The 20,611-nt window shown below is 68.5% G+C and carries 20 protein-coding genes; 10 read left to right on the top strand and 10 right to left on the bottom strand.

All coding sequences use genetic code 11. The annotated features are described in order from the left end of the window. Positions 1 to 5: 5 nt before the first annotated feature. Positions 6 to 497 (bottom strand): nickel-responsive transcriptional regulator NikR, encoded by a 492-nt coding sequence (nikR, locus tag Q9R47_RS09900; protein WP_311233041.1) that lies wholly within the window; start codon positions 495 to 497, stop codon positions 6 to 8. A 594-nt stretch (positions 498 to 1,091) separates the two neighbouring features. Between nikR and Q9R47_RS09895 the strand changes: the two genes are divergently transcribed. Beyond that, positions 1,092 to 1,814, top strand: coding sequence for a hypothetical protein (locus tag Q9R47_RS09895; protein WP_311233040.1), 723 nt, complete (start codon positions 1,092 to 1,094; stop codon positions 1,812 to 1,814). 27 nt (positions 1,815 to 1,841) lie between these two features. Here the strand turns inward: Q9R47_RS09895 and phaR are convergent, their stop codons facing one another. Continuing rightward, positions 1,842 to 2,381: a polyhydroxyalkanoate synthesis repressor PhaR gene (phaR, locus tag Q9R47_RS09890; RefSeq protein ID WP_311233039.1), complete on the bottom strand. Its 540-nt coding sequence runs from the start codon at positions 2,379 to 2,381 to the stop codon at positions 1,842 to 1,844. A 224-nt stretch (positions 2,382 to 2,605) separates the two neighbouring features. Here phaR and Q9R47_RS09885 point away from each other — a divergent pair, with 224 nt between their 5' ends. The 4 genes from Q9R47_RS09885 to Q9R47_RS09870 all read left to right on the top strand — a co-directional run bounded on the left by Q9R47_RS09885 (position 2,606) and on the right by Q9R47_RS09870 (position 4,868). Continuing rightward, positions 2,606 to 3,121, top strand: coding sequence for a surface-adhesin E family protein (locus tag Q9R47_RS09885; protein WP_311233038.1), 516 nt, complete (start codon positions 2,606 to 2,608; stop codon positions 3,119 to 3,121). 111 nt (positions 3,122 to 3,232) lie between these two features. After that, entirely contained in the window at positions 3,233 to 3,835 is a 603-nt protein-coding gene (locus Q9R47_RS09880) for a type 1 glutamine amidotransferase domain-containing protein (RefSeq protein ID WP_311233037.1), read from the top strand. A 34-nt stretch (positions 3,836 to 3,869) separates the two neighbouring features. Continuing rightward, the gene (locus Q9R47_RS09875; protein ID WP_311233036.1) at positions 3,870 to 4,067 is read left to right on the top strand and encodes a hypothetical protein; all 198 of its coding nucleotides are present in this window, start codon (positions 3,870 to 3,872) and stop codon (positions 4,065 to 4,067) included. A gap of 129 nt (positions 4,068 to 4,196) precedes the next feature. Continuing rightward, positions 4,197 to 4,868: a hypothetical protein gene (locus Q9R47_RS09870; protein WP_311233035.1), complete on the top strand. Its 672-nt coding sequence runs from the start codon at positions 4,197 to 4,199 to the stop codon at positions 4,866 to 4,868. On the opposite strand, the gene Q9R47_RS09865 is transcribed toward Q9R47_RS09870, so the two are convergent. Continuing rightward, entirely contained in the window at positions 4,852 to 6,261 is a 1,410-nt protein-coding gene (locus tag Q9R47_RS09865; protein ID WP_311233034.1) for a PLP-dependent aminotransferase family protein, read from the bottom strand. The two genes, Q9R47_RS09870 and Q9R47_RS09865, sit on opposite strands and share 17 nt — an antisense overlap. Before the next feature lie 119 nt (positions 6,262 to 6,380). On the opposite strand from Q9R47_RS09865, the gene Q9R47_RS09860 reads away from it, so the two are divergent. From Q9R47_RS09860 to Q9R47_RS09845, 4 genes are all read left to right on the top strand, one after another. Further along, positions 6,381 to 7,670, top strand: coding sequence for a hydroxymethylglutaryl-CoA reductase, degradative (locus Q9R47_RS09860; RefSeq protein ID WP_311233033.1), 1,290 nt, complete (start codon positions 6,381 to 6,383; stop codon positions 7,668 to 7,670). Between the two features lie 87 nt (positions 7,671 to 7,757). Further along, positions 7,758 to 8,240 carry a hypothetical protein gene (locus Q9R47_RS09855; RefSeq protein ID WP_311233032.1) on the top strand — a complete coding sequence of 161 codons (483 nt, stop codon included), beginning with the start codon at positions 7,758 to 7,760 and terminating at the stop codon, positions 8,238 to 8,240. A gap of 15 nt (positions 8,241 to 8,255) precedes the next feature. After that, positions 8,256 to 9,638 (top strand): tripartite tricarboxylate transporter permease, encoded by a 1,383-nt coding sequence (locus tag Q9R47_RS09850; protein WP_311233031.1) that lies wholly within the window; start codon positions 8,256 to 8,258, stop codon positions 9,636 to 9,638. A gap of 169 nt (positions 9,639 to 9,807) precedes the next feature. Next, complete coding sequence (locus Q9R47_RS09845; RefSeq protein ID WP_311233030.1) at positions 9,808 to 10,287, top strand: OsmC family protein; 480 nt, start codon at positions 9,808 to 9,810, stop codon at positions 10,285 to 10,287. A gap of 157 nt (positions 10,288 to 10,444) precedes the next feature. Here Q9R47_RS09845 and Q9R47_RS09840 read toward each other — a convergent pair whose 3' ends face one another. Both Q9R47_RS09840 and Q9R47_RS09835 read right to left on the bottom strand, forming a co-directional pair. Continuing rightward, complete coding sequence (locus tag Q9R47_RS09840) at positions 10,445 to 12,343, bottom strand: IPTL-CTERM sorting domain-containing protein (protein WP_311233029.1); 1,899 nt, start codon at positions 12,341 to 12,343, stop codon at positions 10,445 to 10,447. Positions 12,344 to 12,713: 370 nt separating this feature from the next. Beyond that, positions 12,714 to 13,967 carry an MFS transporter gene (locus Q9R47_RS09835; protein WP_404977125.1) on the bottom strand — a complete coding sequence of 418 codons (1,254 nt, stop codon included), beginning with the start codon at positions 13,965 to 13,967 and terminating at the stop codon, positions 12,714 to 12,716. Positions 13,968 to 14,075: 108 nt separating this feature from the next. On the opposite strand from Q9R47_RS09835, the gene Q9R47_RS09830 reads away from it, so the two are divergent. After that, a complete protein-coding gene (locus Q9R47_RS09830; RefSeq protein ID WP_311233028.1) occupies positions 14,076 to 15,038 on the top strand; it encodes an AraC family transcriptional regulator in 963 nt (320 codons plus the stop codon). Positions 15,039 to 15,073: 35 nt separating this feature from the next. Here Q9R47_RS09830 and Q9R47_RS09825 read toward each other — a convergent pair whose 3' ends face one another. From Q9R47_RS09825 to Q9R47_RS09805, 5 genes are all read right to left on the bottom strand, one after another. Further along, positions 15,074 to 16,168 carry an alkene reductase gene (locus Q9R47_RS09825; protein WP_311233027.1) on the bottom strand — a complete coding sequence of 365 codons (1,095 nt, stop codon included), beginning with the start codon at positions 16,166 to 16,168 and terminating at the stop codon, positions 15,074 to 15,076. A 23-nt stretch (positions 16,169 to 16,191) separates the two neighbouring features. Beyond that, entirely contained in the window at positions 16,192 to 17,610 is a 1,419-nt protein-coding gene (locus Q9R47_RS09820) for an NAD-dependent succinate-semialdehyde dehydrogenase (RefSeq protein WP_311233026.1), read from the bottom strand. 95 nt (positions 17,611 to 17,705) lie between these two features. After that, entirely contained in the window at positions 17,706 to 18,512 is an 807-nt protein-coding gene (locus Q9R47_RS09815) for a helix-turn-helix transcriptional regulator (protein ID WP_311233025.1), read from the bottom strand. Between the two features lie 14 nt (positions 18,513 to 18,526). Further along, on the bottom strand, positions 18,527 to 19,309 hold the full coding sequence (locus tag Q9R47_RS09810; protein ID WP_311233024.1) for an IclR family transcriptional regulator: 783 nt from the start codon (positions 19,307 to 19,309) through the stop codon (positions 18,527 to 18,529). A 134-nt stretch (positions 19,310 to 19,443) separates the two neighbouring features. Then, positions 19,444 to 20,430: a tripartite tricarboxylate transporter substrate binding protein gene (locus Q9R47_RS09805; RefSeq protein WP_311233023.1), complete on the bottom strand. Its 987-nt coding sequence runs from the start codon at positions 20,428 to 20,430 to the stop codon at positions 19,444 to 19,446. Positions 20,431 to 20,611: the final 181 nt, after the last annotated feature.

Genomic DNA, 20,611 nt, shown 5'->3' with positions numbered 1-20,611 from the left:
GCGCGTCAGTTCCGCGGCCTGAGGTGCGCGTGCGGGCCCGCGCCGCCGTGCGAGTGGGTGCCGCTGCCCGGCTCCAGCGGCACGAGGTGCACGTTGCCATGGCGCACGCCGCGCAGGGCCACGAGGCGCTCGGCGCATGGCCTCACCTCCGCCGTCGGCCCGCGCAGCACCACCGTCTCGAGGCAGTGGTCGTGGTCGAGATGGGTGTGGAGGCTGGTGACGACCAGATCGTGGTGGTCATGCTGCAGGTCCAGGACGCGGCTCGTGACCGTCCGATCGTGGTGGTCGTAGACGTAGCTGACGCTGGCAACGCACCAGTTCCCATCCCTGTCCTGCCGGCGCCCGCCCGCGGGCGCTTCGCCCAGGGAATCGCTCCCCAGCCTGGACCGGATGAGGTCGCGCACGGCCTCGGAACGGTTGCCATAGCCCTTCTCGGCGATGAACGCGTCGAACTGGGAGGCGAGTTCGTCGTCGAGGGAAATCGTGAAGCGTTGCATGGGCGGAGGGCGCGCAGTGGTGTGCCGGGATCATAGGCATTCGCGCCGCGGCGCGCGCCTTCGCGATCGCCCGGGGGAGGCACCGGAGCATCTTCCTACGATGGGCCATCTGCTCACCTCGTCCTCGCCATGAGACCTCTTTCTCTGACCCATCTGTTCCGTGGCAACCGTGCCCATGCGCGGCAGGACGCACGGGGCGAAACTTCCGCAAGCCCTCCCCGGCCGCAATCCGGCGCCGCCGAGAGTTTCTACATAGGCCCGCCGCTCGGGCAAAGGACGCCGCCCCGCCCGGGCGCCCCCGGCTCGCCCCCGGCCATGCGCCCCCGGGCCTCCTTGCAGGGCGCCGCCCCGCCCACCGGCCGCCCCCCGGCGGCAGGCGCGTCGGGCCCTGCGTCCGGCCACTCCGCACCGCCGGCCGAGGTACTCGGCGCGCTGACGACGATGCCGCTGCTCCCCCTGGACCGGATCGCGGGCATGACCCGTCCCGGCGGGACGCCGCTGCACCCCCACGTGGTCGGCGCGTTTGCCCGCGGGGCCCCTCTCCGGCCGGTCGTACCCGGCGGGCCGATGCCGTGGGACCATACGAGATTGAGCGTGGATGTCCTGGCCACCTCCACCGATGGAGCCGTCCGGCGCTATCCCCCGCTGTCGGATGGCCGGCGTGACCTGATGGCCACCGGAGCCATTTGCGACATTCCCGCGGCGCACGTGAAGCAGCGGATCGGCGGCATCGAACTCACCCCGGACAGGCACAGCGCAGCGTTCATGGTGAACGGGCGACCGGTGCCTCCGCTGAAGCTGGGACGCTTCCAGGGCCATCCGCTGCCCGACGGCAGGATGCTGGTCCTGCAGCCGGACCAGGACCAGGGCGCCATGGCATGCGCACTCATGCTGCTGCTCGACCAGGGACACCTGCCGCCCGGACGGGCCGACCAGTTCCAGCCCGAGGAGGGCCACCGGGCCGCCTCCCTGCAGGGCATCACCGGCCCACTGAAGGCCATGGCCGGGCTGGAACCCGTGGTGGTCAGCCACGAGGCCAATTTCCACCAATTCGGCCGTCGCCACGCGGCGAGGAACGCCTTCTGGAAGGAGATGGCGGACCGGATCGGCACGCTGGGACCGGCCATCCTGGACCGGGGACGCGGCCACGTGGTGCTCGACAACGTCAGGAGGGAAGGCGGCAGCTACCGCATCACGATCAGGGACCCGTTCCACGGGACATGCGTCGAATTCAAGGACACGCACGATTTCTTCAAGGACCTCGACCACTCCGGGGGCAAGGCCACGCTCGACGCCGTGTTCCTCCCGCGCCGCTGAGGCCCGCCGGCCGGCCCTTGCAGCCCTTCAGCGCTTGATGCCGAACGCCCCGAGCATCTGCTCCGTCTGCTTCTGCATCTGTTCCTGCATCTGCGTGAACATCGCCTGCGACTGGTCGCGGTACTGGCCCATCATGCCCTGGTAGAGCGGCGATTGCGGGTTCATGAACTGCGTCCACATCTCGGGCGTGAACCCGTGCGACTGCTCCGCCATGCGCGCCTGGAAATCCGAGAACATCTGCACGTTCTTCTCGAGGTAGGCGCCCATGAAGCCCTGCATGGCATGGCCGTAGAAACGGATGATGTTGGCCAGCACGGCCTCGGTGAACATCGGGGCGCCGCCGGCCTCTTCTTCCAGGATGATCTGCAGCAGGATGCTGCGCGTGAGGTCTTCGCCGGTCTTGGCGTCGCGCACGGCCACGTCCTCGCCGTCCATCACCAGTTGCTTGACCTCGGTCAGCGTGATGTAGGTGGAGGTGGAGGTGTCGTAGAGCCGGCGGTTCGGGTACTTCTTGACGACCCGCTGCGGAGCGCGGGGCGCGGGGGCTTCGGAGGGAGAATCTGGCACGGCGGGCTCCTTGGGTCACCCGGGGCCGCGAGGGCCCCGAAACTTGTCGTTATGGGCTGTCTCCCCCCGATTCTAGGGAGCCGCGCTCGACCGGGCCGCGAAGGAATACCCTGACGGGATGCGGCCGGGGTCACACTGGGGTGATTCCGCTGTGCGGCATCCTTTGGGTAATACCGTTTAAGATGTCTGGGCCGTTCCTTCCCCGGCCCGCTTCTGGAGATCCATTGCCCCAGCCTGCCCACATCGTTCTGTCGGTCGCTGCCCTGGTCGCCGGCGAGGTCGCCGCGCAGCCGGCCGCGCCTGCGCAGGCCGTGTCCGGCCGCGCGCTTGCGGCGTCCACCGCGGCTCCGGCGGCCCCTCCCGACGCGACCGTGCAGCGCAAGGAGGAGTGGCTCACCATCCATGGGTTTCCCGAACTCGGCGAAAGCGATCTGGTGCAGATCAACCCCACGGTCATGCCTTGGCAGGAGAAGGTCGCGGTGGAGGTGCGCGTTTCGCGCAGCTCCCTGCGCACCAACGCGCGCAACGTGTCCTACCAGTCGTATGAGGGCATGGCCGTGTTCGACTGCGTGCAGCGCAAGGGCTCGTACCTGTCCCTGCGCTACTACCAGGAGCCGAACTGGAAGGGGCCCGTCACCGCCCGCGCCGAGTTCAAGGAACACGATGCGCCCGTGGTGTTCGCCGGCATTCCGGGCGACCCTGCCGGCAAGCTCATCCGCGCCGCCTGCCGCGCCCGGTGACGGGCGGGTGCCGCGCGGGCACCCACGGGGATCATCGCCCTTGGCCGACAGGCGCGGCGTGCGGCCGTCCCTAGATTGGAAGTTTCGTCCACCCACCGGAGCTTTCATTCCATGGCCTCTTCCTCCACCCCTTCGTCCTCCACGTCCGGCGCGTCTTCCCAGTCCGGCGGCCGCCGCGTCGCCCTGCTCGTCACCGACGGGTTCGAACAGGCGGAGCTGACGGGCCCGCGCGATGCGCTGAAGGGCGCCGGCCACGATGTCCAGATCATCGCGCCCAAGCCCGGCCAGGTACAGGGCTTCAACCACGTCGACAAGGCCGACCGTTTCGACGTCGACCAGACGCTAGACGACGCTTCGCCCGACGCTTTCGACGCCGTCGTCCTGCCCGGCGGCGTGGTGAATGCCGATGACCTGCGCACCCACGAGAAGGCCCGCGCCTTCGTCCAGGCGATCGACCGCGCCGGCAAGCCCGTGGCCGTGATCTGCCATGGCGCCTGGCTGCTGATCGATGCGGGCCTCGTCAAGGGCAAGACGCTGACCAGCTGGCCGAGCCTCGCCACCGACCTGCGCAACGCGGGCGCGCAGTGGGTCGACCAGCCCGTGCAGGTGGAAGGCCAGTGGATCAGCAGCCGCAAGCCCGACGACATTCCGCAGTTCAACGAGCAGATCCTGAAGACGCTGCAGCAGGGCGGTGCCACCGCCGCGCGCGGCTGACCCCGCCCCGTCCATTCACCCCCAGGAGACCACCATGGTGACCCAGCTCGACTCTCCCGACGGCAAGCCCCGCAAGGACCCTGACCGTCCCAGCCCGACGTTCGTGGAAACGGACGACCGCCGGAACACCGAATCCCCCCGCCCCCCGACGCCCGGGCAGGCCCCGGGCGCGGAGCCCGGCCGCACCGAACCGGACGCGGGCCCCGATTCGGCTCCCCGCCGGGGCGCCTGACGCCGGCCGCTCCCCCGGAACCACGCCGGGCGCCGCATCCCTTGCGCCCGGTGCGCCCGGCTATGATCGGCGAAACATCCGTTCGATCAGAACCAGGAGCCCGCACAGCGGGCCCATCCGGGAGGGAGCATGCCGTTTCATCCGACGCCGCTGCAGCGCACGGGCGCGCCGCATCCGATTCAGCCGCCGGCACAGGGCCCGGTGCCCGGCTGGCACCGCATGGGCCGCATGTTCCGCGCGCACCGGGCCCTGGCCAGGGCGGCGTTCGCCGCGGCGGTCTGGTGCGCGGCCATGTCGCCGGCGGCCCATGCTCAGGCGGTCTACCGCTGCGGCAACACCTACACCCAGGAGGCCTGCCGGGGCGGCCGCGCGGTGGACACGACGCCGCCGGTCGCATCCGCAGGCGGCGCATCGGCACGCGAGGACGCGCCGGTCACGCTCTATCTCTGCGAAGGCAAGGGCGGCGGAAAGTTCTGGTCCCGCCAGCACTGCCATGCGCATGGGGCCTGGCTCGATCGCACGGAAACCGTTCCGGGCGGACTGCGCTGGCAGGACCAGGTGGCGGCCGCGAGCGCCCAGCGCGCCCAGATGGCAGCGCTCGCCGCGCCGCAGCCCCGCGGATTCCAGGATGCGCCCGCTGCGGCGATGGCGCCGGACCCGCGCGCCGTCTGCGCCGGCCTGGAGCGGCGCATCGCCGAGCTGGACGCCATGGGCCGGGCGGGCAGCCGCTACTACGACCTCGACCGCATCCGCACCGAGCGCCGCGAGGCGCGGGACCAGCAGTTCAGGCTGCGGTGCTGATGATCGCCCGCTGGAACCGTTCGTCCAGCACCGCGCTGACGTTGCAGCGCGACCAGCGCGACACCCTGGAGGGGTCCACCTGGAACACCCGCCCCGGTGCCATGCTCACCCTGTGCTGCAGCAGTTGCGCGGCCCAGTCGAGCGAATCCTCCACGCCCGGGAACGCCACCCACAGGTAGAGGCTCTGCGCGCTGCGTGCGAACACCTCGCAGCCCTGGGCATCCAGCAGCGCCAGTGCCTGGGCCGTCGCCTGCCCCAGCTTCTGCCGCAGGCGCACCAGGTGGCGCTCGTAGTGGCCCTCGCGGAGCATCACGTCCACCATGCGCTCGCAGTATTCCGATCCGCTCACGTGGATCAGCGCCTTCAGGTCGGCCAGGTCGCTCGCCAGCGCATCGTTGCAGGCGATGAAGCCCACGCGCAGCGCGGCAGAGAACGATTTGGAGAAACTGCCGATGTAGATGGTGCGCTCCAGCTGGTCGAGCGTGGACAGGCGCACCGCGGAGGTGGGCTTGAAGTCCGCGAGCGGGTCGTCCTCCACGATGAGCAGGTTGTGGCGCTCGGCCAATTGCAGCACCTTGTAGGCCTTCGCGGCGGTGATGTCCGAGCCCGTGGGGTTGTGCGCCAGCGACTGCGTGAAGAAAAGCCGCGGCCGCTCCTGCTGCAGCAACGCCTCCAGCGCCGCCACGTCGGGCCCGTCGGCCAGCCGCGGCACGCCGATCACGCGCGCGCCGGCGAGCTGGAGCTTGCCGAACAGCGGGTAGTAGCCCGGTTCGTCCACCAGCACCGTGGCACCCGGCGGCACGAAGTAGCGGATCACCAGGTCCATGGCCTCGTTGGCGCCGTGCGTGAGCACCAGTTGCCCGGGCGCCGCCTGCAGCCCGAAATCCCCCAGCTTGCGCACCAGGCTGTCGCGCAGCGGCCCGTAGCCGTAGCGGCTGCCGTAGCGGAACAGCGACCCCAGGCCCGTGCGCACCACCTTCTGGTGGTAGCGGTCCAGGCGCATGTCGGCCAGCCATTCGACGGGCGGGAAGCCGTCGCCCACGGCCACGGCGCCGGGTTCGGTCTTGAGCTGCTCGCGCATCAGCCAGACGATGTCCATGGCCCGGCCCAGCTGGCCGGATTCCTCCTGCGCCCGCTGCGCCGGCCGCGCCGGGCCCAGCACGTAGAAGCCCGAGCCCCGGCGCGGCTCCACCACGCCGCGCGAGACCAGCAGGTCGAACGCGGCGACCACGGTGTTCTTGGCATAGCGGTGCAGTTGCGCCAGCTCGCGCAGCGAGGGCAGCTTGTCGCCCGGCCGGTACACGCCGTCGTCGATCTGCTGGCCGATCAGGTCCGCGAGCCGTTCCGCGATGGGGGCCTGGCGGCTCCGCGCGCTGGTGGGGGTCTGGGCCATGGCGGCCTCCGTTCATGTTGCAGTGCGATGGTACTGTTCGCGCAAACTGTACCTTTCTCAAAGGGTACAGTCTGCCTACAGTCCGGCGACCAGATTCTTGACTCCAGGAGATGCCTTCCATGGTTGCCGACTCGCGACTGCCCCAGTTCCGTTCCCTCACCCCCGCACAGCGCCGGGACTTCCTCATCGACGCCTGCGGCCTCGGCGCCGAGGACCGCGCCCTGCTCGATGCGCCCGGCGCCCTGCCCCTGCCGCTCGCCGACGGCATGATCGAGAACGTGTTCGGCACCTTCGAGCTGCCGATGGGCGTGGCCGGCAACTTCCGCATCAACGGGCGCGACGTGCTGATCCCCATGGCCGTGGAGGAACCCTCGATCGTGGCCGCCGCCTCGTACATGGCCAAGCTGGCGCGCGAGGACGGCGGCTTCCAGACCTCCAGCACGCTGCCGCTGATGCGCGCGCAGGTGCAGGTGGTCGGCATCACCGATCCCTACGGCGCGCGCATCGCCGTGCTGCAGGCGCGCGACCGGATCATCGAGCGCGCCAACGGCCGCGACAAGGTGCTGATCCAGCTGGGCGGCGGCTGCAAGGACATCGAGGTGCACGTGTTCCCCGATTCCCCGCGCGGCGCGATGATCGTCATGCACCTGATCGTGGACGTGCGCGATGCGATGGGCGCCAACACCGTCAACACCATGGCCGAATCGGTGGCGCCGCTGCTGGAGGAGATCACGGGCGGATCGGTGCGCCTGCGCATCCTCTCCAACCTGGCCGACCTGCGGCTGGCGCGCGCCCGCGTGCGGCTCACGGCGCAGACGCTCGCCACCAAGGAGCGCAGCGGCGAGGAGATCATCGAAGGCATCCTGGACGCCTACACCTTCGCCGCGATCGATCCCTACCGCGCTGCCACGCACAACAAGGGCATCATGAACGGCATCGATCCCGTGATCGTCGCCACCGGCAACGACTGGCGCGCGGTGGAGGCCGGCGCGCATGCCTACGCCAGCCGCGGCGGCCTCTACACCTCGCTCACGCGCTGGGAGAAGGACAACTCCGGCGCGCTGGTCGGCACCATCGAGCTGCCCATGCCCGTGGGCCTGGTGGGCGGCGCCACCAAGACGCATCCGCTGGCGCGCCTCGCGCTCAGGATGATGGACGTGAAGAGCGCCCAGGAACTCGGCGAGATCGCCGCGGCCGTGGGCCTGGCGCAGAACCTGGGCGCGCTGCGGGCGCTGGCCACCGAAGGCATCCAGCGCGGCCACATGGCCCTGCACGCCCGCAACATCGCGCTGGTGGCCGGCGCCACGGGCGACGAGGTCGAGGCCGTGGCCAAACGCCTGGCCGCCGAGCACGACGTGCGCACCGACCGCGCGCGGGAAGTGCTGCAGGAACTGCGCGCCGGGGCCTGATCGATCCGGATGGGCGCCGGCCGGACGGCGACGGACCGCCCGTGCACGGCCCCTCCCGCAATGACACACAACGAAGGAGACAACACCATGGCAACCCGAGATCCCGCCGGCTGGCGGCTGGCCGAAGTCTGGGGCGACACCGTCGACCTGCGGCACCTGGCCTGGTCCATCGCGATCGGCATCGGCATCAGCGTGACCGGCTTCTTCCTGGCCAGCCGCTGGCTCGCCACGGTCGTCGCATCGCAGCAGCTCGCGCATGCCTACGCCATGCTGGCGGGCCTGGCGGGCTGCGTGGCGGCCGGCGTGATCTGCGCACGCGCCTTCCCGCCCAAGCGCGAAGTGACCGAGCAGGACACCTCCACCGATCCGGCTTGGCGCCGCGAGGTGCTGGAGGAACTGGCCGCGCAGCCGGGCGGCCTGGGGTCCGTGGCCGACCTGCCGCCCGCGGTGGTGCAGGAGCTGAAGGAACTCAAGCTCTACGACCTGTTCGTGCAGAACGCACAGGCAGCGCCATCCACGCCAACGCAAACGCAAACGCAGACCGCGGCCGCCGGCCGCGCGCCACGCTGAACCCGGAGCCACGACATGGATCCGCAACTCCTCAACGACATCGCCGTCGCGGCCGCCATGGGGCTGGTCGGCGCCGTGGTGTTCGCCGCCATCGGCCTGGTCTCGGGCACCGACGAGACCACCACGCTCGCACCGCTCACGCTGCTGGTGGTGCTGCTCGGCGTGCCGCCCGCCGGCGTGTTCACCTTCTTCCTGGCCGGCGCCGTCGCCAAGCACATGACGCATGCCGTGCCCACCGCCCTGCTCGGCATACCGGGCGACACGCTGGCCACGCCGCTGCTGCAGGACGCCAACATGCTGCGCAAGCTCGGCGTGCCGCACATCGCCCTGCGCAAGATGGTCTCGGGCGCGATCGTCGCGGCCTTCGTCGCCGTGCCGCTGGCCGTGCTCTTCGCCGTCATGCTGGCACCGTTCGGCGCCGCCATCACCAAGACGGCACCCTGGATCTTCCTGGCCGCCGCGCTGCTCATCGCCTACTTCTCGGCCGGCCGCTGGGCCTCGGTGGCGCTGCTCGTTCCTTTCGTGGTGGTGATCATCGCGCTGCAGGCGCTCACCGCGAAATACGACGTGAAGCTCAGCATCAGCTACTTCCTCGGCATCGCCATCGGCCCGCTGATCGCCGACCTGTTCACCGTGATCGCGCCGGCCGGCCGCCAGCGCATGCTGCGCGATCAGGTGCGCCAGTTCAACCTGGCACCGGACGTGAAGGGCTGGTCGGGCTACTTCCCGAACCCGTTCAAGGTGATGGACCGCGTGCAGACCCGCTGGACGCTGATCACCGCCACCATCTCCAGCGCCACCTTCGTGTTCAGCCCCGTCGCCATGACGGTGGTGCTGGGCGAGCTGGTCGGCTCGCGCATCAAGCACGCCTACCACCGCCTCACCACGGTGCTGAGCGCGCGCAACGGCGTGACCGAGGCCACCTACATCGCCGAGGCGCTGATCCCGCTGATCGCCTTCGGCCTGCCGCTGAGTCCCGTGGCCGCCGGCCCGGCCGCGCCGCTCTTCAACGCCCCGCCGCGCTTCACCGTCGATGCCGCCACCGGCCAGACGCACAACCTGCACAACCTGCTGAACCACTGGGAGTTCCTGGGCTACGGCATGCTGGCGGTGCTGCTGGCGGCCGTGGTGTCGTACCCGTTCGCCATGAACTTCGCGCGCCGCGCCGCCCTGTTCGTCTCGCGCCGCGTGAGCCACGAGGCGATCATCGCCACCTTCGTCGGCCTGATCATCGTCATCAGCGTGTGGGAGGGCCAGCTGCTGGGCCTGCTCGTGATCCTGACCATGGGCCTGCTGGGCGGCCTGCTGTCGCGGAATTTCGGGTTCAACACGGGCGTGCAGTTCATGGGCTACTACACGGCAGTGCTGAGCGTGCCGGCCATCGTGAAGCTGTTCTGACGGCCGCCGCGCGCGCTGCGGCGCGGAGATGCGGTGAGGTGAGGTGAGGTGAGGTGAGGTGAGGTGAGGTGAGGTGAGGTGAGGTGAGGTGAGGTGAGGCGGGATGCGGCGGGCCGGCCCTACACTGGCGGCCCACCGCAACCCATCCTTGCAGGGAAAGAGGACCTCCATGGCAGAACACACCGCCACCGTCGCCTGGCAGCGCGGCACCGACGACTTCCTGGACAAGCGCTACCACCGCGCCCACACCTGGCAGTTCGACGGCGGGGCCACGGTGGCGGCCTCGTCGTCGCCCCACGTCGTGCCGCTGCCCTACTCCGACGCGGCCGCGGTCGATCCGGAAGAGGCCTACATCGCCGCGCTCTCCAGCTGCCACATGCTGTGGTTCATGGACTTCGCCAGCCGCGCGGGCTTCCGCCTCGACAGCTACACCGACGCGGCCACCGGCACCATGGCGAAAAACGAGGCCGGCCAGATCGCCATCACCCACGTGCGGCTGCGGCCCGTGACGCGCTTCGACGCGGCGCATGCGCCCAGCGCGGAACAGCTCGAAGCCCTGCACCACCGCGCCCATGCGTCGTGCTTCCTGGCCAACTCGGTAAAGACGCAGATCGACTGCGAGCCGGTGCTGGAGACCAGCGGGGGCTGAGGCGAGCCGATCAGCAGAAACGCCCCTACTACCGGGCGCCGCCCGGCGCCCATGGAAAAAGCCCTCTTGCGAGGGCTTTTGCTGGTGTGATCACGTCACGGTCCGCCGCCGGCCTGCCCGGAGGACAGCGGCCCGGCCGGCAAACGCACGCGCAGGCTCAACCGCGACGGCGCCGGATCGTGGCGACCGCGCACAGTGCCAGCAGCGACGACATCAGCAGCATCCCCCATTCGGACATCGTCGGAATGGGCGTCGGAGCCGCACGTGCCGCCACGGGCGTCGCAGGGCCGCCCGGAGTGGCGGATGCAGCGGTACACACCTCCGCGCCCGGGCTGGCTCCCGTCTGCGCCTGCGGGGTCACGCAGAAGAACAGGAACTCGCCCACGTCCGCCGTGGCCGGGGTGTAGGTGTTCGCGGTGCCGACGGTGGAACCCCCGGTGGCCGACGTGGCGGAGGTGCTGCGCACCCAGCGGAAGGTCGATGCCGATTCGGCATCGTTCTGCGCGTCGCCGTAGGTATAGGAGCCCGTCATCGGCACGCCCTGCTGCGGAACGCCGGTGACCGTGACGGCGGACGCCACCGGCACGGTGTTGGGAGGCACGGTGATGGCGGCCGTCGCGGTACACACTTCGGCGCCCGGCGTGGTGCCCGTCTGCGCCTGCGGGGTCACGCAGAAGTGCAGGAACTGGCCCACGTCCGATGCGGTCGGGGTATAGCTGCTGCCGGTGCCGACCGTGAAGCCGCCCGCGGGCGACGTACCGGACGTGCTGCGCACCCAGCGGAAGGTCGATGCCGATTCGGCATCGTTCTGCGCATCACCGTAGGTATAGGTGCCGGTGAGCGGCGAATCCTGCTGCGCGGCGCCGGTGATCGTGACGGCGGAGGCGACCGGTGCGGTGTTGGCGTTCACGGTGACGGTCACCGTGGCGGTGTCGCACTGCGCGGTATTGGGCGCAGGCAGGCACAGCCGGTACTGGAACGTGTCGGTGCCGGTCACGTTGGCATTGGGGGTGTAGGTGTAGTTCCCCGTGGCCGGGTCCATCGTGACCGTTCCGCGCGTGGGCGACGAGGACACGGTGAAGGTCGCCCCCGGCGGGAACACGTCGTTGTTCGGCACGCTGGCATTCACTGGCGTGTTGGGCCGCGTGCTCGCCCGGTCGTCGACGGCATCGAGCCCCACGGTGACCCGGACCGTGGCGTTCGCGCACTGGTCGGAATCCGGCGCGGGCTTGCAGACGGTGTAGTCGAACGAGTCGACGCCGATGAAACCCGGAGCCGGCGTGTACGTGTACGTGCCGTCGTCGTTCATCACCACCGAGCCGTTGGCCGGGTCGGTGGTCTTCGTCCAGCGCGAACCCGTCGGCGCGGTGTCGTTCGCGGCGGCGTTGCCGGACACCGGCGTGTCCACCCGGGTGGCGCTGGTGTCGTTGGACGCGCCCACGGCGCCCGGCGGCAGCGCGACGGGCTGGCTGCCGTAGTCGACCCACGAGGTATCGACCGGCACCGGGTCCGCGATGGCGATGTTGTCCAGCTCGAAGTTCGAGCCGCGGATTTCGATGCGGCCGAAGCGCACGCTCGTGCCCTGCAGCAGCAGGTTCACGTAGCCGTACGGCTCCCGGTTGTTCATGCCCAGGAAATTCGGGTTCGGGTTGCCGAAGTAATCGGCCTTTGCATACTGCTGGCCGTCCAGCGCCGTGATGTTGCCGGGGCCCTGCAGCAGGTTGACCAGCGAGGCCGTGGTGAACTCGGCCAGCAGGTTGTTGTCCGTGTCGTAGAACCGGATGATGTTGGTCGCATCCCCGGCGGACCACCAGAAACCTACGTACTGCCGGTTGCCGGTCAGCGCGACCGAGATCGTGCCCGCGCCCACCGACAGGAACTGCCCGGTGCCGCCCGCGCCGCCGTACTGCGACGCCGCCGCGCGGTTGCCCGACGTGGCCGTGTAATCGCCGATCGCCCAGGTGCCCGACGCCCCGATCGCGCCTGCGGTGAGAAAGCGCTCCACGGTGGCGCCCGAGCGCGTCGTGTCCTGCTGGGCCGGGGCCGAGAGGTACATGCCGAGGGTCTGCGCAGAGACCGAGGGACTCCACAAGGCCGCCGATGCGGAAATGGCAGCAAGCGCAAGTTTCCAGGACGGGCGAACGGAGCGGGAATGGACGCGGGAACGGCTTGGGTGCATCGGGCTTTTCTCTGAAAGTTGGCGGTAGAAGACGTTTCGCAGATGCGGATGCATCGCGGTGGAACGCTTTTACGGCGAATAGCTTTCATTAATCGCCAGTTGACAATTATTGACGTTCTTATGCCCCCGCGAATGCTGTCGCGTTGGGGTCGTACCTCAACCTTAAGGAGGCGCAGTGCCGAGAAGCGAAAGGCAATGGCAGTCCTTTCAGGGCTGGAAGACTCTCCAGTTCTTCCCCCAACATGGCCTACAGATGGGGCCGTCCGGGCATGGGCCCGCCGGCAGGAGCCGGCCCGACGCTGACGGTCATGGCGATCAGCAGCGCCGCCACCAGCATCAGGACGCCGCCGGCGACGAACACCCCCGCGATACCGCCCACGCTCAGCATCGCTCCTCCCGCCGCCGCGCCTGCTGCGATGGCTGACTGTACGCAAGCCACCACCATGCCTCCGGCGCTCTCCGGCTGGTCCGGCACGGCCAAGGCCACCCAGTTCGACCAGGCCACGGGCACCGCACCGAAGGCGAAGCCCCAGAGAGCCACCAGCATGGCTTGCGCACCCACCGAGGCCGGCAATACCACCATGGTCAACGCGGCCAGGCCAACCAGCGCTGGCATCAGTACCAGCGTGAAACGGGCGCTGCGGTGCAACAGCCAGCCCGCCGCCAGGGTGCCCGCGAAGTTGGCCAGGCCAAAACCCAGGAGCATCACGGCCAGGCCGTCGGGCCCCATCCGGACCGCGTGTTCCAGGAACGGCCGGATGTAGGTGAACAGGGCGAAATGTCCGGTGTGCACCAGTACGCAGGCCAGCATCCCCACCCGGACGCCTGGGCGCCGCAGCACATCCAGCACCGTGCGCAACCGCGTCGGCACGCCACGCGGAGCGAGACGTGGCAGCGTGAACCACTGGACGGCCAGGGTGACCACCCCCACCGCAGCCGCCGCGAGGAACGCGCTGCGCCAGCCATGGCGTCCGCCCAGGTAACTGCCAAGGGGCACCGCCACCACGGTGCCCAGAGCGATGCCGCTGAAAATGATCGACAGAGCACGCGGCAGCAGCGACGCCGGTACGAGGCGCATCGCCACGGCCGCCGCCATGCTCCAGAAGCCTCCCAACGCGACGCCTAGCAGAATGCGCATGAGGAGCAGCACCGCCAGGCTCGACGAGGCGGCCACCAGCAGGTTCGACAAGATCATCAGCATCGAGAAGCCCAGAAGCACCACGCGCCGGTCGAAAGAACGTGTCAGTCCCGGAACCAGCAGGCCGGCGAACAGCGCCACCACCGCCGTCACCGTCACGGCCTGCCCGGTCAGGGCTTCGGAAACACCCAGGTCGAGCGCCATCGGCGTGAGCAGGCTGGCCGGCAGGTATTCCGCCGTCAGCAATCCGAAGACGCCCATCGCCAGCGACAACACGGTCGTCCAGGCCGGCGAGTCCGGTATGCCCCCGGAAGCGGGGGTCGCTCCGCATCCTGCTTCTGCCTCTAAAACACTGTTCTCCATCGCACGTCCATCCTCTGACAAGCTGTGGAGTGACGTACTCTAGGTGCATGTTTCAGGATGATCTATGATGATGAATCTTGAATTCTTGATCAAAACACCGAGCCAGCCATGAGCATGCCTGTCGCTGTGTGGTCCGACGTCGTCAGCGAGATGCTGGCAGGCATGCGCCTGCGCGGGGTGCAGTACCGGCGGGTACAGACCGGCCCGGCGTTCGGCATCGGCTTCCCGGCGCGGCCCGGGCACGCCTATTTCCATTACTTGGCGGTCGGCTCCTGCCTGCTGCGCACCGATGATGGCACCCTGCATGCGCTCGCGGCCGGCAACGCGGTACTGCTGCCGCAGGGTTCGGCACACCAGTTGCTGTCTGCACCGGGCGCGCCGGTACAGGACATCGCCAGCTTCGCTGCGCCGCCACTGGGCGATGGCGTGTTCGGAGTGGACGCCTGCCCCAGCACCTTCCCGCTGCCCAGTGCGATCTTTTTCTACGGCTGCCTGGAACTCGATCTCGGCGGCATGCACGCCCTGGGCCGGCTGATGCCCGACGTCATGCTGGTGGACGCCAGCAGCGACCGCTACCCCGGGATGCTGCCGATCCTCGCTTCGATGAAGAGAGAAATCTGCTCCGGGCGCGTGGGCTTCGCCGGCATCCTGGCGCGGCTTGCCGAAGTGATGGCCGCGATGATCGTGCGCGGCTGGGTGGAGTGCGGCTGCGATCACGCCGCGGGCATCGTCGCCGCGCTGCGCGACCCGCGGCTGGCACACGCCCTCCTCGCGCTGCACCGTGAGCCCGGCCGCGACTGGACGGTAGCCGAGCTGGCTGCGCGGTGCCACATTTCGCGCTCGGTCTTCGCGGACCGCTTCCAGGCCACTATCGGCATGCCGCCGCTGCGCTACGCCGGCGAGCTGCGCATGCGCCTGGCCAGCCAATGGCTGGAGCGGGACCGGCTGTCGATCGACATGGTGGCCGATCAGCTGGGTTACACGTCGCAGGCCGCTTTCAGCCGCGCGTTCAAGCGCATCACCGGCATGTCGCCAGGGGCGATAAGGCGACTTCGCACCGCCGCGCCATGACGCGGACGGTGCCCCCCTGAATCCGGTGGCCGGCGCTAGCGCAGGCGGGGCCAGTCCGAATAGCCGGTGGAGTCGCCGCCATACCAATACTCCTTGGGCGCCTCGGCCAGCGGCCCCCCGGAGCGGAGACGGTCGACCAGATCGGGATTGGCGATGAAGGGCCGCCCCATGCTGATCAGGTCCGCGTCCCCACGGGCCAATGCGCTTTCAGCGAGGGCCAGGGTGTATTGGTTGTTGGCGATGTAGGCTCCGCGGAACCGCTCGCGCAGCGCATGGAAATGAACACCACCCGCTTCCTGGCGATTCATCTGCGTGACGCCTTCGATGTCGTGCACGTACAGAATCCCCATCGCCGACAGTTCGTCCAGATACGCGCCGTAGGTGGCCATGGGATCGCTGTCGAGCGGCGTCTCGCCCGGTGTGGTCGTGACGGGAGAAATCCGCACGCCCACCCTGTCGGCCCCCCAGACCTCGACCACCGCCTGCACGACCTCCAGCGGAAACCGCAGTCGATGCCGAAGCGACCCGCCATAGGCGTCGTCCCGAAGATTCGTGCTGTCACGCAGAAACTGCTCCACCAGATAGTTGTTGGCGGCGTGGACTTCGACGCCGTCGAAGCCTGCGGTCTTGGCATTCGCGGCCGCCGTCCCGTAGTCGTTCACGATGGATGGGATTTCGCCGATACCCAGTGCGCGCGGGGTGACGAAATCCTTCATGCCATCGTGCACCCGGATCTGGCCTTCGGGCTTCACCGCGGAAGGGGCCACCGGCGCATCGCCGCCATGCATGTCGGGATGCGAGATGCGGCCCGTATGCCAGAGCTGGAGAAAGATCTTTCCCTCTTCGCGGTGGACCGCATCGGTAACGGCCTTCCACGCCTCGATCTGTGCGTCGGACCAGATGCCGGGCGTTCGCGGATAACCGCGCGCCTGGGCCGATATGTTGGTCGCTTCCGTGATGATCAGACCCGCGCCGGCCCGCTGGGAATAGTAGTCGGCGGCATAGGCGGGAAGGACGCCTGCGTCGTCCGCCCGGCTCCGCGTCATGGGCGCCATGACGATGCGGTTCGCCAGCCGTAACCCGCCCATCGTGACGGGTTGAAAGACGGGGCTCTCGGTGTGATGCACCATGTTGTTCTCCAAGATACTGAGGGTCAAAGCGGTACCCCGGTCCGGGTCGGGCCGGCCGAACACACTGCCTGCGCATTGGTGAATTCGCGAAGGCCGAAGTGGGACAGTTCCCGTCCGTACCCGCTTCCCTTCACTCCGCCGACGGGTATGCGAACGTTGGTGGCCGAGAAGCTGTTGATGAAAAGCCCCCCGGTCTCGATGCGGTGGCCGAGCTGGCGGGCGAGGTCGGCGTCGGCCGTCCATACATTGGCACTGAGGCCGTATGCGCTCGCGTTGGCGAGATGGATGGCATGCTCGAGGTCGTCGGCGATGCCCAGTGCCGCTACCGGCCCGAACGTCTCCTCGTCGAAAACGGCCATGCCGGGCGTGACTTCGGAGAGCACGGTGGGCGGATAGTAGTTTCCCGGCCCTTCGCCGATATGGCCGCCCAGCAGCAGACGTGCACCCGCGGCTACCGAGCGCAGGACCTGACGGTGCAGTTCCCCGCGCAGATCGGATCGGGCCATGGGCCCCACGTCGGTCGTGGAGTCCATCGGATCTCCCACCCTCAGCCGGCTTGCGGCAGCCACGAATTTCGCGGTGAACGCCTCGGCGATCGGCTTCTCCAGAATGAAGCGCTTCGCAGCCAGGCAGACCTGACCGGCATTCTGGAACCTCGCCTCGATGCCCGCCGCCACCGCGAGATCGATGTCCGCATCGGCCAGGACGATGAATGGATCGGATCCCCCCAGTTCCAGCAGGCTCTTCTTCAGGGCCTTTCCGGCGACGGCAGCCACTGCGGACCCTGCGCGTTGGCTGCCGGTCAACGTCACCGCCGCGATCGACGGGCTTTCGATCAACCGGGCCACTGTTTCGTTGTCCACATTCAGGCTGATGAACAGGCCGTCCGGGAAGCCAGCGGCATCGAACGCCTCCACGAGGGCGGTCGCGGAGCCCAGAACATTGGGGGCATGCTTCAGGACGAAGGCGTTACCCGACAGCATGATCGGTGCGGCCGCGCGAATGACCTGCCAGAAGGGGAAGTTCCAGGGCATCACGCCCAGGATCGGGCCCAGGGGTCGGAAGGACACGTACGCCTGGTTGCGTCCCCCGGTCCGCACCGGCTCGTCCGCCAGAAAGGCCGGCCCGTTGTCCGCGATCCAATCGATGGTCGCCGCGCATTTCTCGATCTCGGCACGTGCGGCGGCGATGGTCTTTCCCATTTCCGCAGTGATGAGGGTGGCCAGGGTCTCGGAACGCCCGCGCAGGACAGAGGAGAGCCGGCGGTAAGCCGCCACGCGCGCACCCATGGGCGAGGCTCTCCACTCCTGGAAAGCCGCGGCATTGCGGTCGAGGGATCGGCGCACCTCTTGCGGCGTGGAGAACGGATGGCTTGCTATCAAGCCGCCCGTGGCAGGGTTGCGCGTGACAGCGCAATGGGATTCCGAATGGTCGCTTTCCATCTACAGCCTTCATGACGGTGAAGAGCAGCACGTCGAGCTGCTCCGGGTGACCAGCTTAGGCACCCTCGGCCGTTGCAGGAAGGCGTGTCGTGAACCTAGGAGCGGCACTCCCCGCCACGCGGGCGGGGCAGGTAGGTCACGAGCGAAAGGTCGGGCCGGCCCTGCGGCGCCAGTGCGACGTAGATGAACTCGAGGAAGCTGCCGTCCGGCTGGCGAAGCCGTTTGCTGCCCTCGTCGAAACCCTTGACCTCAGTGTCGGGCCACCAGGCCCGGAACTCGGGGCTGAGGGAGTTCAGTTCGTCGATCAATGCGTCGAAAGGCTCCCGGTCACGGGCCTGCGCGCGTGCCGCCCGGAAGGTGGAAATCATGCCGCGTGCCATCGCTTCCCACTCGTCGATCAGGGTTCGATAGGGTCCGTGGAGAAACAGCAGGCGCAGCGTATTGCGCTCCGGCGGCTGCAGCAGCCCATAGTCCACGAAAAGCCTTGCGATCGCGCCGTTCCAGGCGAGGATGTCGAGCCGGGCATTGCGTACATAGGCGGGAACGGGATCGATCGCGCGGACCAGCATCTCCAGGCCGGTGGTGAGATCTCCGTCCAGGGCGACGGACGGTGCCGAAAGCGACGCCAACGCGAAGAGGTGCACCGACTCCACACGATCCAGCCGGAACACTTTCGAGAGCCGCAAGAGCACATCGGGCGAAGGGTGGATGTCGCGGCCCTGCTCCAGCCACGTGTACCAGCTGACACTCAGTCCCGCGAGGACGGCCACCTCTTCCCGTCTCAGCCCCGGCGTGCGGCGTTTCCCGCTGTTGAACCCGAAGTCCGCAGGATCTGAACGGGCCCGGCGGCTGGCGAGGAAGGATCCGAGCTCCCGCCGTTGAGCGACCGAGTTTTTCGACACGCCGTTCCCCGCGATCACTCCGGCCGCAGCCGGGCGCCGATTTCCATCGCGGCTTTTTGCACCAGCGGAAGCAATGCAGGCCGGCCGTCGACCATGTCGAATTGAGGCGTCAGGGAAGCGATGCTGATGCTCGCCACCAGCTCGCCCTTGCGATCGAGAACCGGCGCCCCCAACGCCGACATGCCCAGCATGTAGTCATCGGTTACGAACTCCCACCCCCGCGACCGGATCTGGGCCGCAATGGTTTCCAGCGCGGCGGGATCCACGATGCTTTTGTCCGTGGGACGCTCCAGGGGAGCGCCGAGAACCCTCGCCCGCTCCTCCGCAGGCAGGTAGGCCAGCAGTATCCGCGGCGCCGCGCTGTGGTTCAGGGTCACGCGCGTGCCGATTCCCGAGCGCAGCGTGTCGATATGCAGATGGGGGCTCTTCACCCTGTCGAGACACACGGCGAAGCCGTCGAAATACGCCCAGAGGTAGGAAGTGGCACCGCATTGCTCCGCCAGCCGGGAGAGCACCGGCGCAGCGATGTCCCGCAGGTCGCTGCCATACCTCACGGCAGGCATCAGCAGCAGGATGCCGGGCCCGAGAGAATAGGTTTTGGTCGGCTCGTCGAACTCGATGAAGTCGCCCGCTGCAAGGGTCTGCAAAATGCGCCGGGTCGTGCCCTTGTCCAGCCCGCCCAGACGGGTCAACTCGGCAAGGGACAGGCGCGTCGTGGCAGGACCGAACGCGCGCAACAGGGTCATCGCGCGCTCGACTGCACGAACCTTCGAAAGGGAGCCTCCGGTATCGGCCATGGAATGCATTGAACGCTGGGTAGGGCGCTCAATATATCATCTGATGACACGGTTGCTGCCCGGCAGACAGCATTGGCCGCGGACTGCCGACCTGCACGCATCCCGGTCGGCGCGGCGGTGATTCTCCAGCGTGGTCAGCCTGCCTTGATGTGGTTGCGCCTGGCCGTCTCCCCCCACAACTTGAAGTTGTGCTCCGTCAGCTGGGCCAGCCGCTCTGGCGTGCCGCCGCCCGGCAGATCGCCATTTTTCGTGATGGCGCTCGAGATGGCAGGAGACGAAACCGCGCCGTTCAGTGCCGCATTCATTCTGCGGACGATGTCCCGATCGAGTTTCGGCCGTCCCCACAGGCCGACGAAGGAACTCACCACCATGTCCTTCAGCCCCAGTTCCGAGGCCGTGGGAACGTCCGGCAGCGAAGACAGGCGGGCCGCGCTGGTCACGAGGATCGGCCTGAGGCGTCCCGACGCGATGAATGGAATCAACAGCGATGCACCGTCCATGACACACGGCACCTGGTTACCGACCACGTCCTGGATGGCCGGACCGCTCCCCTTGTAAGCGACGTGGCTCATGGAAGCCAGGCCCGCACGTTCCCGCAACAGTTCCATGGCGAGGTGCGTGATGCCGCCGTTGTCCGCGGTCGCGTAGTTGAAGGCCCCCGCCTTCGATTCGGACTGGACCCATTTCCGGAACTCATCGAAGTTCTTTGCCGGGGCGGCCGGGTTGACGCACAGCAGGAGGTTCGACTCCAGGATCAATCCGATCGGCGTGAACTCCAGCGGACTGGGTGCGGGTGACGGGAACGTATGCGGATTGATGGTGATGCTGGTGTTGGCTACCAGCATCCTGTGGCTGTCCTGGGTCCTCAGCACCTCGACCGCTGCGAGGTTGCCCGAAGCGCCCGGTTTGCTCTCCACGATCGCAGGTTGCCCCAGCGACGTTCCCATTCCGGTGGCCAGATAGCGCGCGCCAGCATCCGTCAGTCCGCCGGGCGGGAACCCCACAACGAAGGAAATCGGCTTGGAAGGCCAGTCAGGCTCCGCGAATGCCGGACACGCCAGGCTCGAGAGAGCGCCGAAGGCAACGGTGGTATTGAACATGCGCCGGGTTGGGATGGTCATGGGGTTCCTCGGTAGGGATGAGACGCCGGAACGAAGCTCCTGTCATCCGGCCATGTGATTCTACCCACAATGTCATCGAATGATCTATTATGTCATTCAATGACACTCCATGGAAGCCGATCCGAGATGCACGGCCCCGGGGACAACGAACGCAGAGGAACAAGCATGGTCAATGACACTC

It is taken from the genome of Acidovorax sp. PRC11, from assembly GCF_031844105.1.
Taxonomy (GTDB): Bacteria; Pseudomonadota; Gammaproteobacteria; order Burkholderiales; family Burkholderiaceae_C; genus Paracidovorax.
This window is presented reverse-complemented; position numbering and strand designations above follow the sequence as displayed.

What these genes read in the sequence shown, in the direction of transcription:
- Q9R47_RS09855 (WP_311233032.1), top strand. Translation starts at nt 7,758, where the DNA reads ATGGCAACCCGAGATCCCGCCGGCTGGCGGCTGGCCGAAGTCTGGGGC.
- Q9R47_RS09865 (WP_311233034.1), bottom strand. Translation starts at nt 6,261, where the DNA reads ATGGCCCAGACCCCCACCAGCGCGCGGAGCCGCCAGGCCCCCATCGCG.
- Q9R47_RS09850 (WP_311233031.1), top strand. Translation starts at nt 8,256, where the DNA reads ATGGATCCGCAACTCCTCAACGACATCGCCGTCGCGGCCGCCATGGGG.
- Q9R47_RS09825 (WP_311233027.1), bottom strand. Translation starts at nt 16,168, where the DNA reads ATGGTGCATCACACCGAGAGCCCCGTCTTTCAACCCGTCACGATGGGC.
- Q9R47_RS09880 (WP_311233037.1), top strand. Translation starts at nt 3,233, where the DNA reads ATGGCCTCTTCCTCCACCCCTTCGTCCTCCACGTCCGGCGCGTCTTCC.
- Q9R47_RS09845 (WP_311233030.1), top strand. Translation starts at nt 9,808, where the DNA reads ATGGCAGAACACACCGCCACCGTCGCCTGGCAGCGCGGCACCGACGAC.
- nikR (WP_311233041.1), bottom strand. Translation starts at nt 497, where the DNA reads ATGCAACGCTTCACGATTTCCCTCGACGACGAACTCGCCTCCCAGTTC.
- Q9R47_RS09860 (WP_311233033.1), top strand. Translation starts at nt 6,381, where the DNA reads ATGGTTGCCGACTCGCGACTGCCCCAGTTCCGTTCCCTCACCCCCGCA.
- Q9R47_RS09875 (WP_311233036.1), top strand. Translation starts at nt 3,870, where the DNA reads ATGGTGACCCAGCTCGACTCTCCCGACGGCAAGCCCCGCAAGGACCCT.
- Q9R47_RS09830 (WP_311233028.1), top strand. Translation starts at nt 14,076, where the DNA reads ATGAGCATGCCTGTCGCTGTGTGGTCCGACGTCGTCAGCGAGATGCTG.
- Q9R47_RS09820 (WP_311233026.1), bottom strand. Translation starts at nt 17,610, where the DNA reads ATGGAAAGCGACCATTCGGAATCCCATTGCGCTGTCACGCGCAACCCT.
- Q9R47_RS09870 (WP_311233035.1), top strand. Translation starts at nt 4,197, where the DNA reads ATGCCGTTTCATCCGACGCCGCTGCAGCGCACGGGCGCGCCGCATCCG.
- Q9R47_RS09810 (WP_311233024.1), bottom strand. Translation starts at nt 19,309, where the DNA reads ATGGCCGATACCGGAGGCTCCCTTTCGAAGGTTCGTGCAGTCGAGCGC.
- Q9R47_RS09840 (WP_311233029.1), bottom strand. Translation starts at nt 12,343, where the DNA reads ATGTACCTCTCGGCCCCGGCCCAGCAGGACACGACGCGCTCGGGCGCC.
- Q9R47_RS09805 (WP_311233023.1), bottom strand. Translation starts at nt 20,430, where the DNA reads ATGACCATCCCAACCCGGCGCATGTTCAATACCACCGTTGCCTTCGGC.
- Q9R47_RS09835 (WP_404977125.1), bottom strand. Translation starts at nt 13,967, where the DNA reads ATGGAGAACAGTGTTTTAGAGGCAGAAGCAGGATGCGGAGCGACCCCC.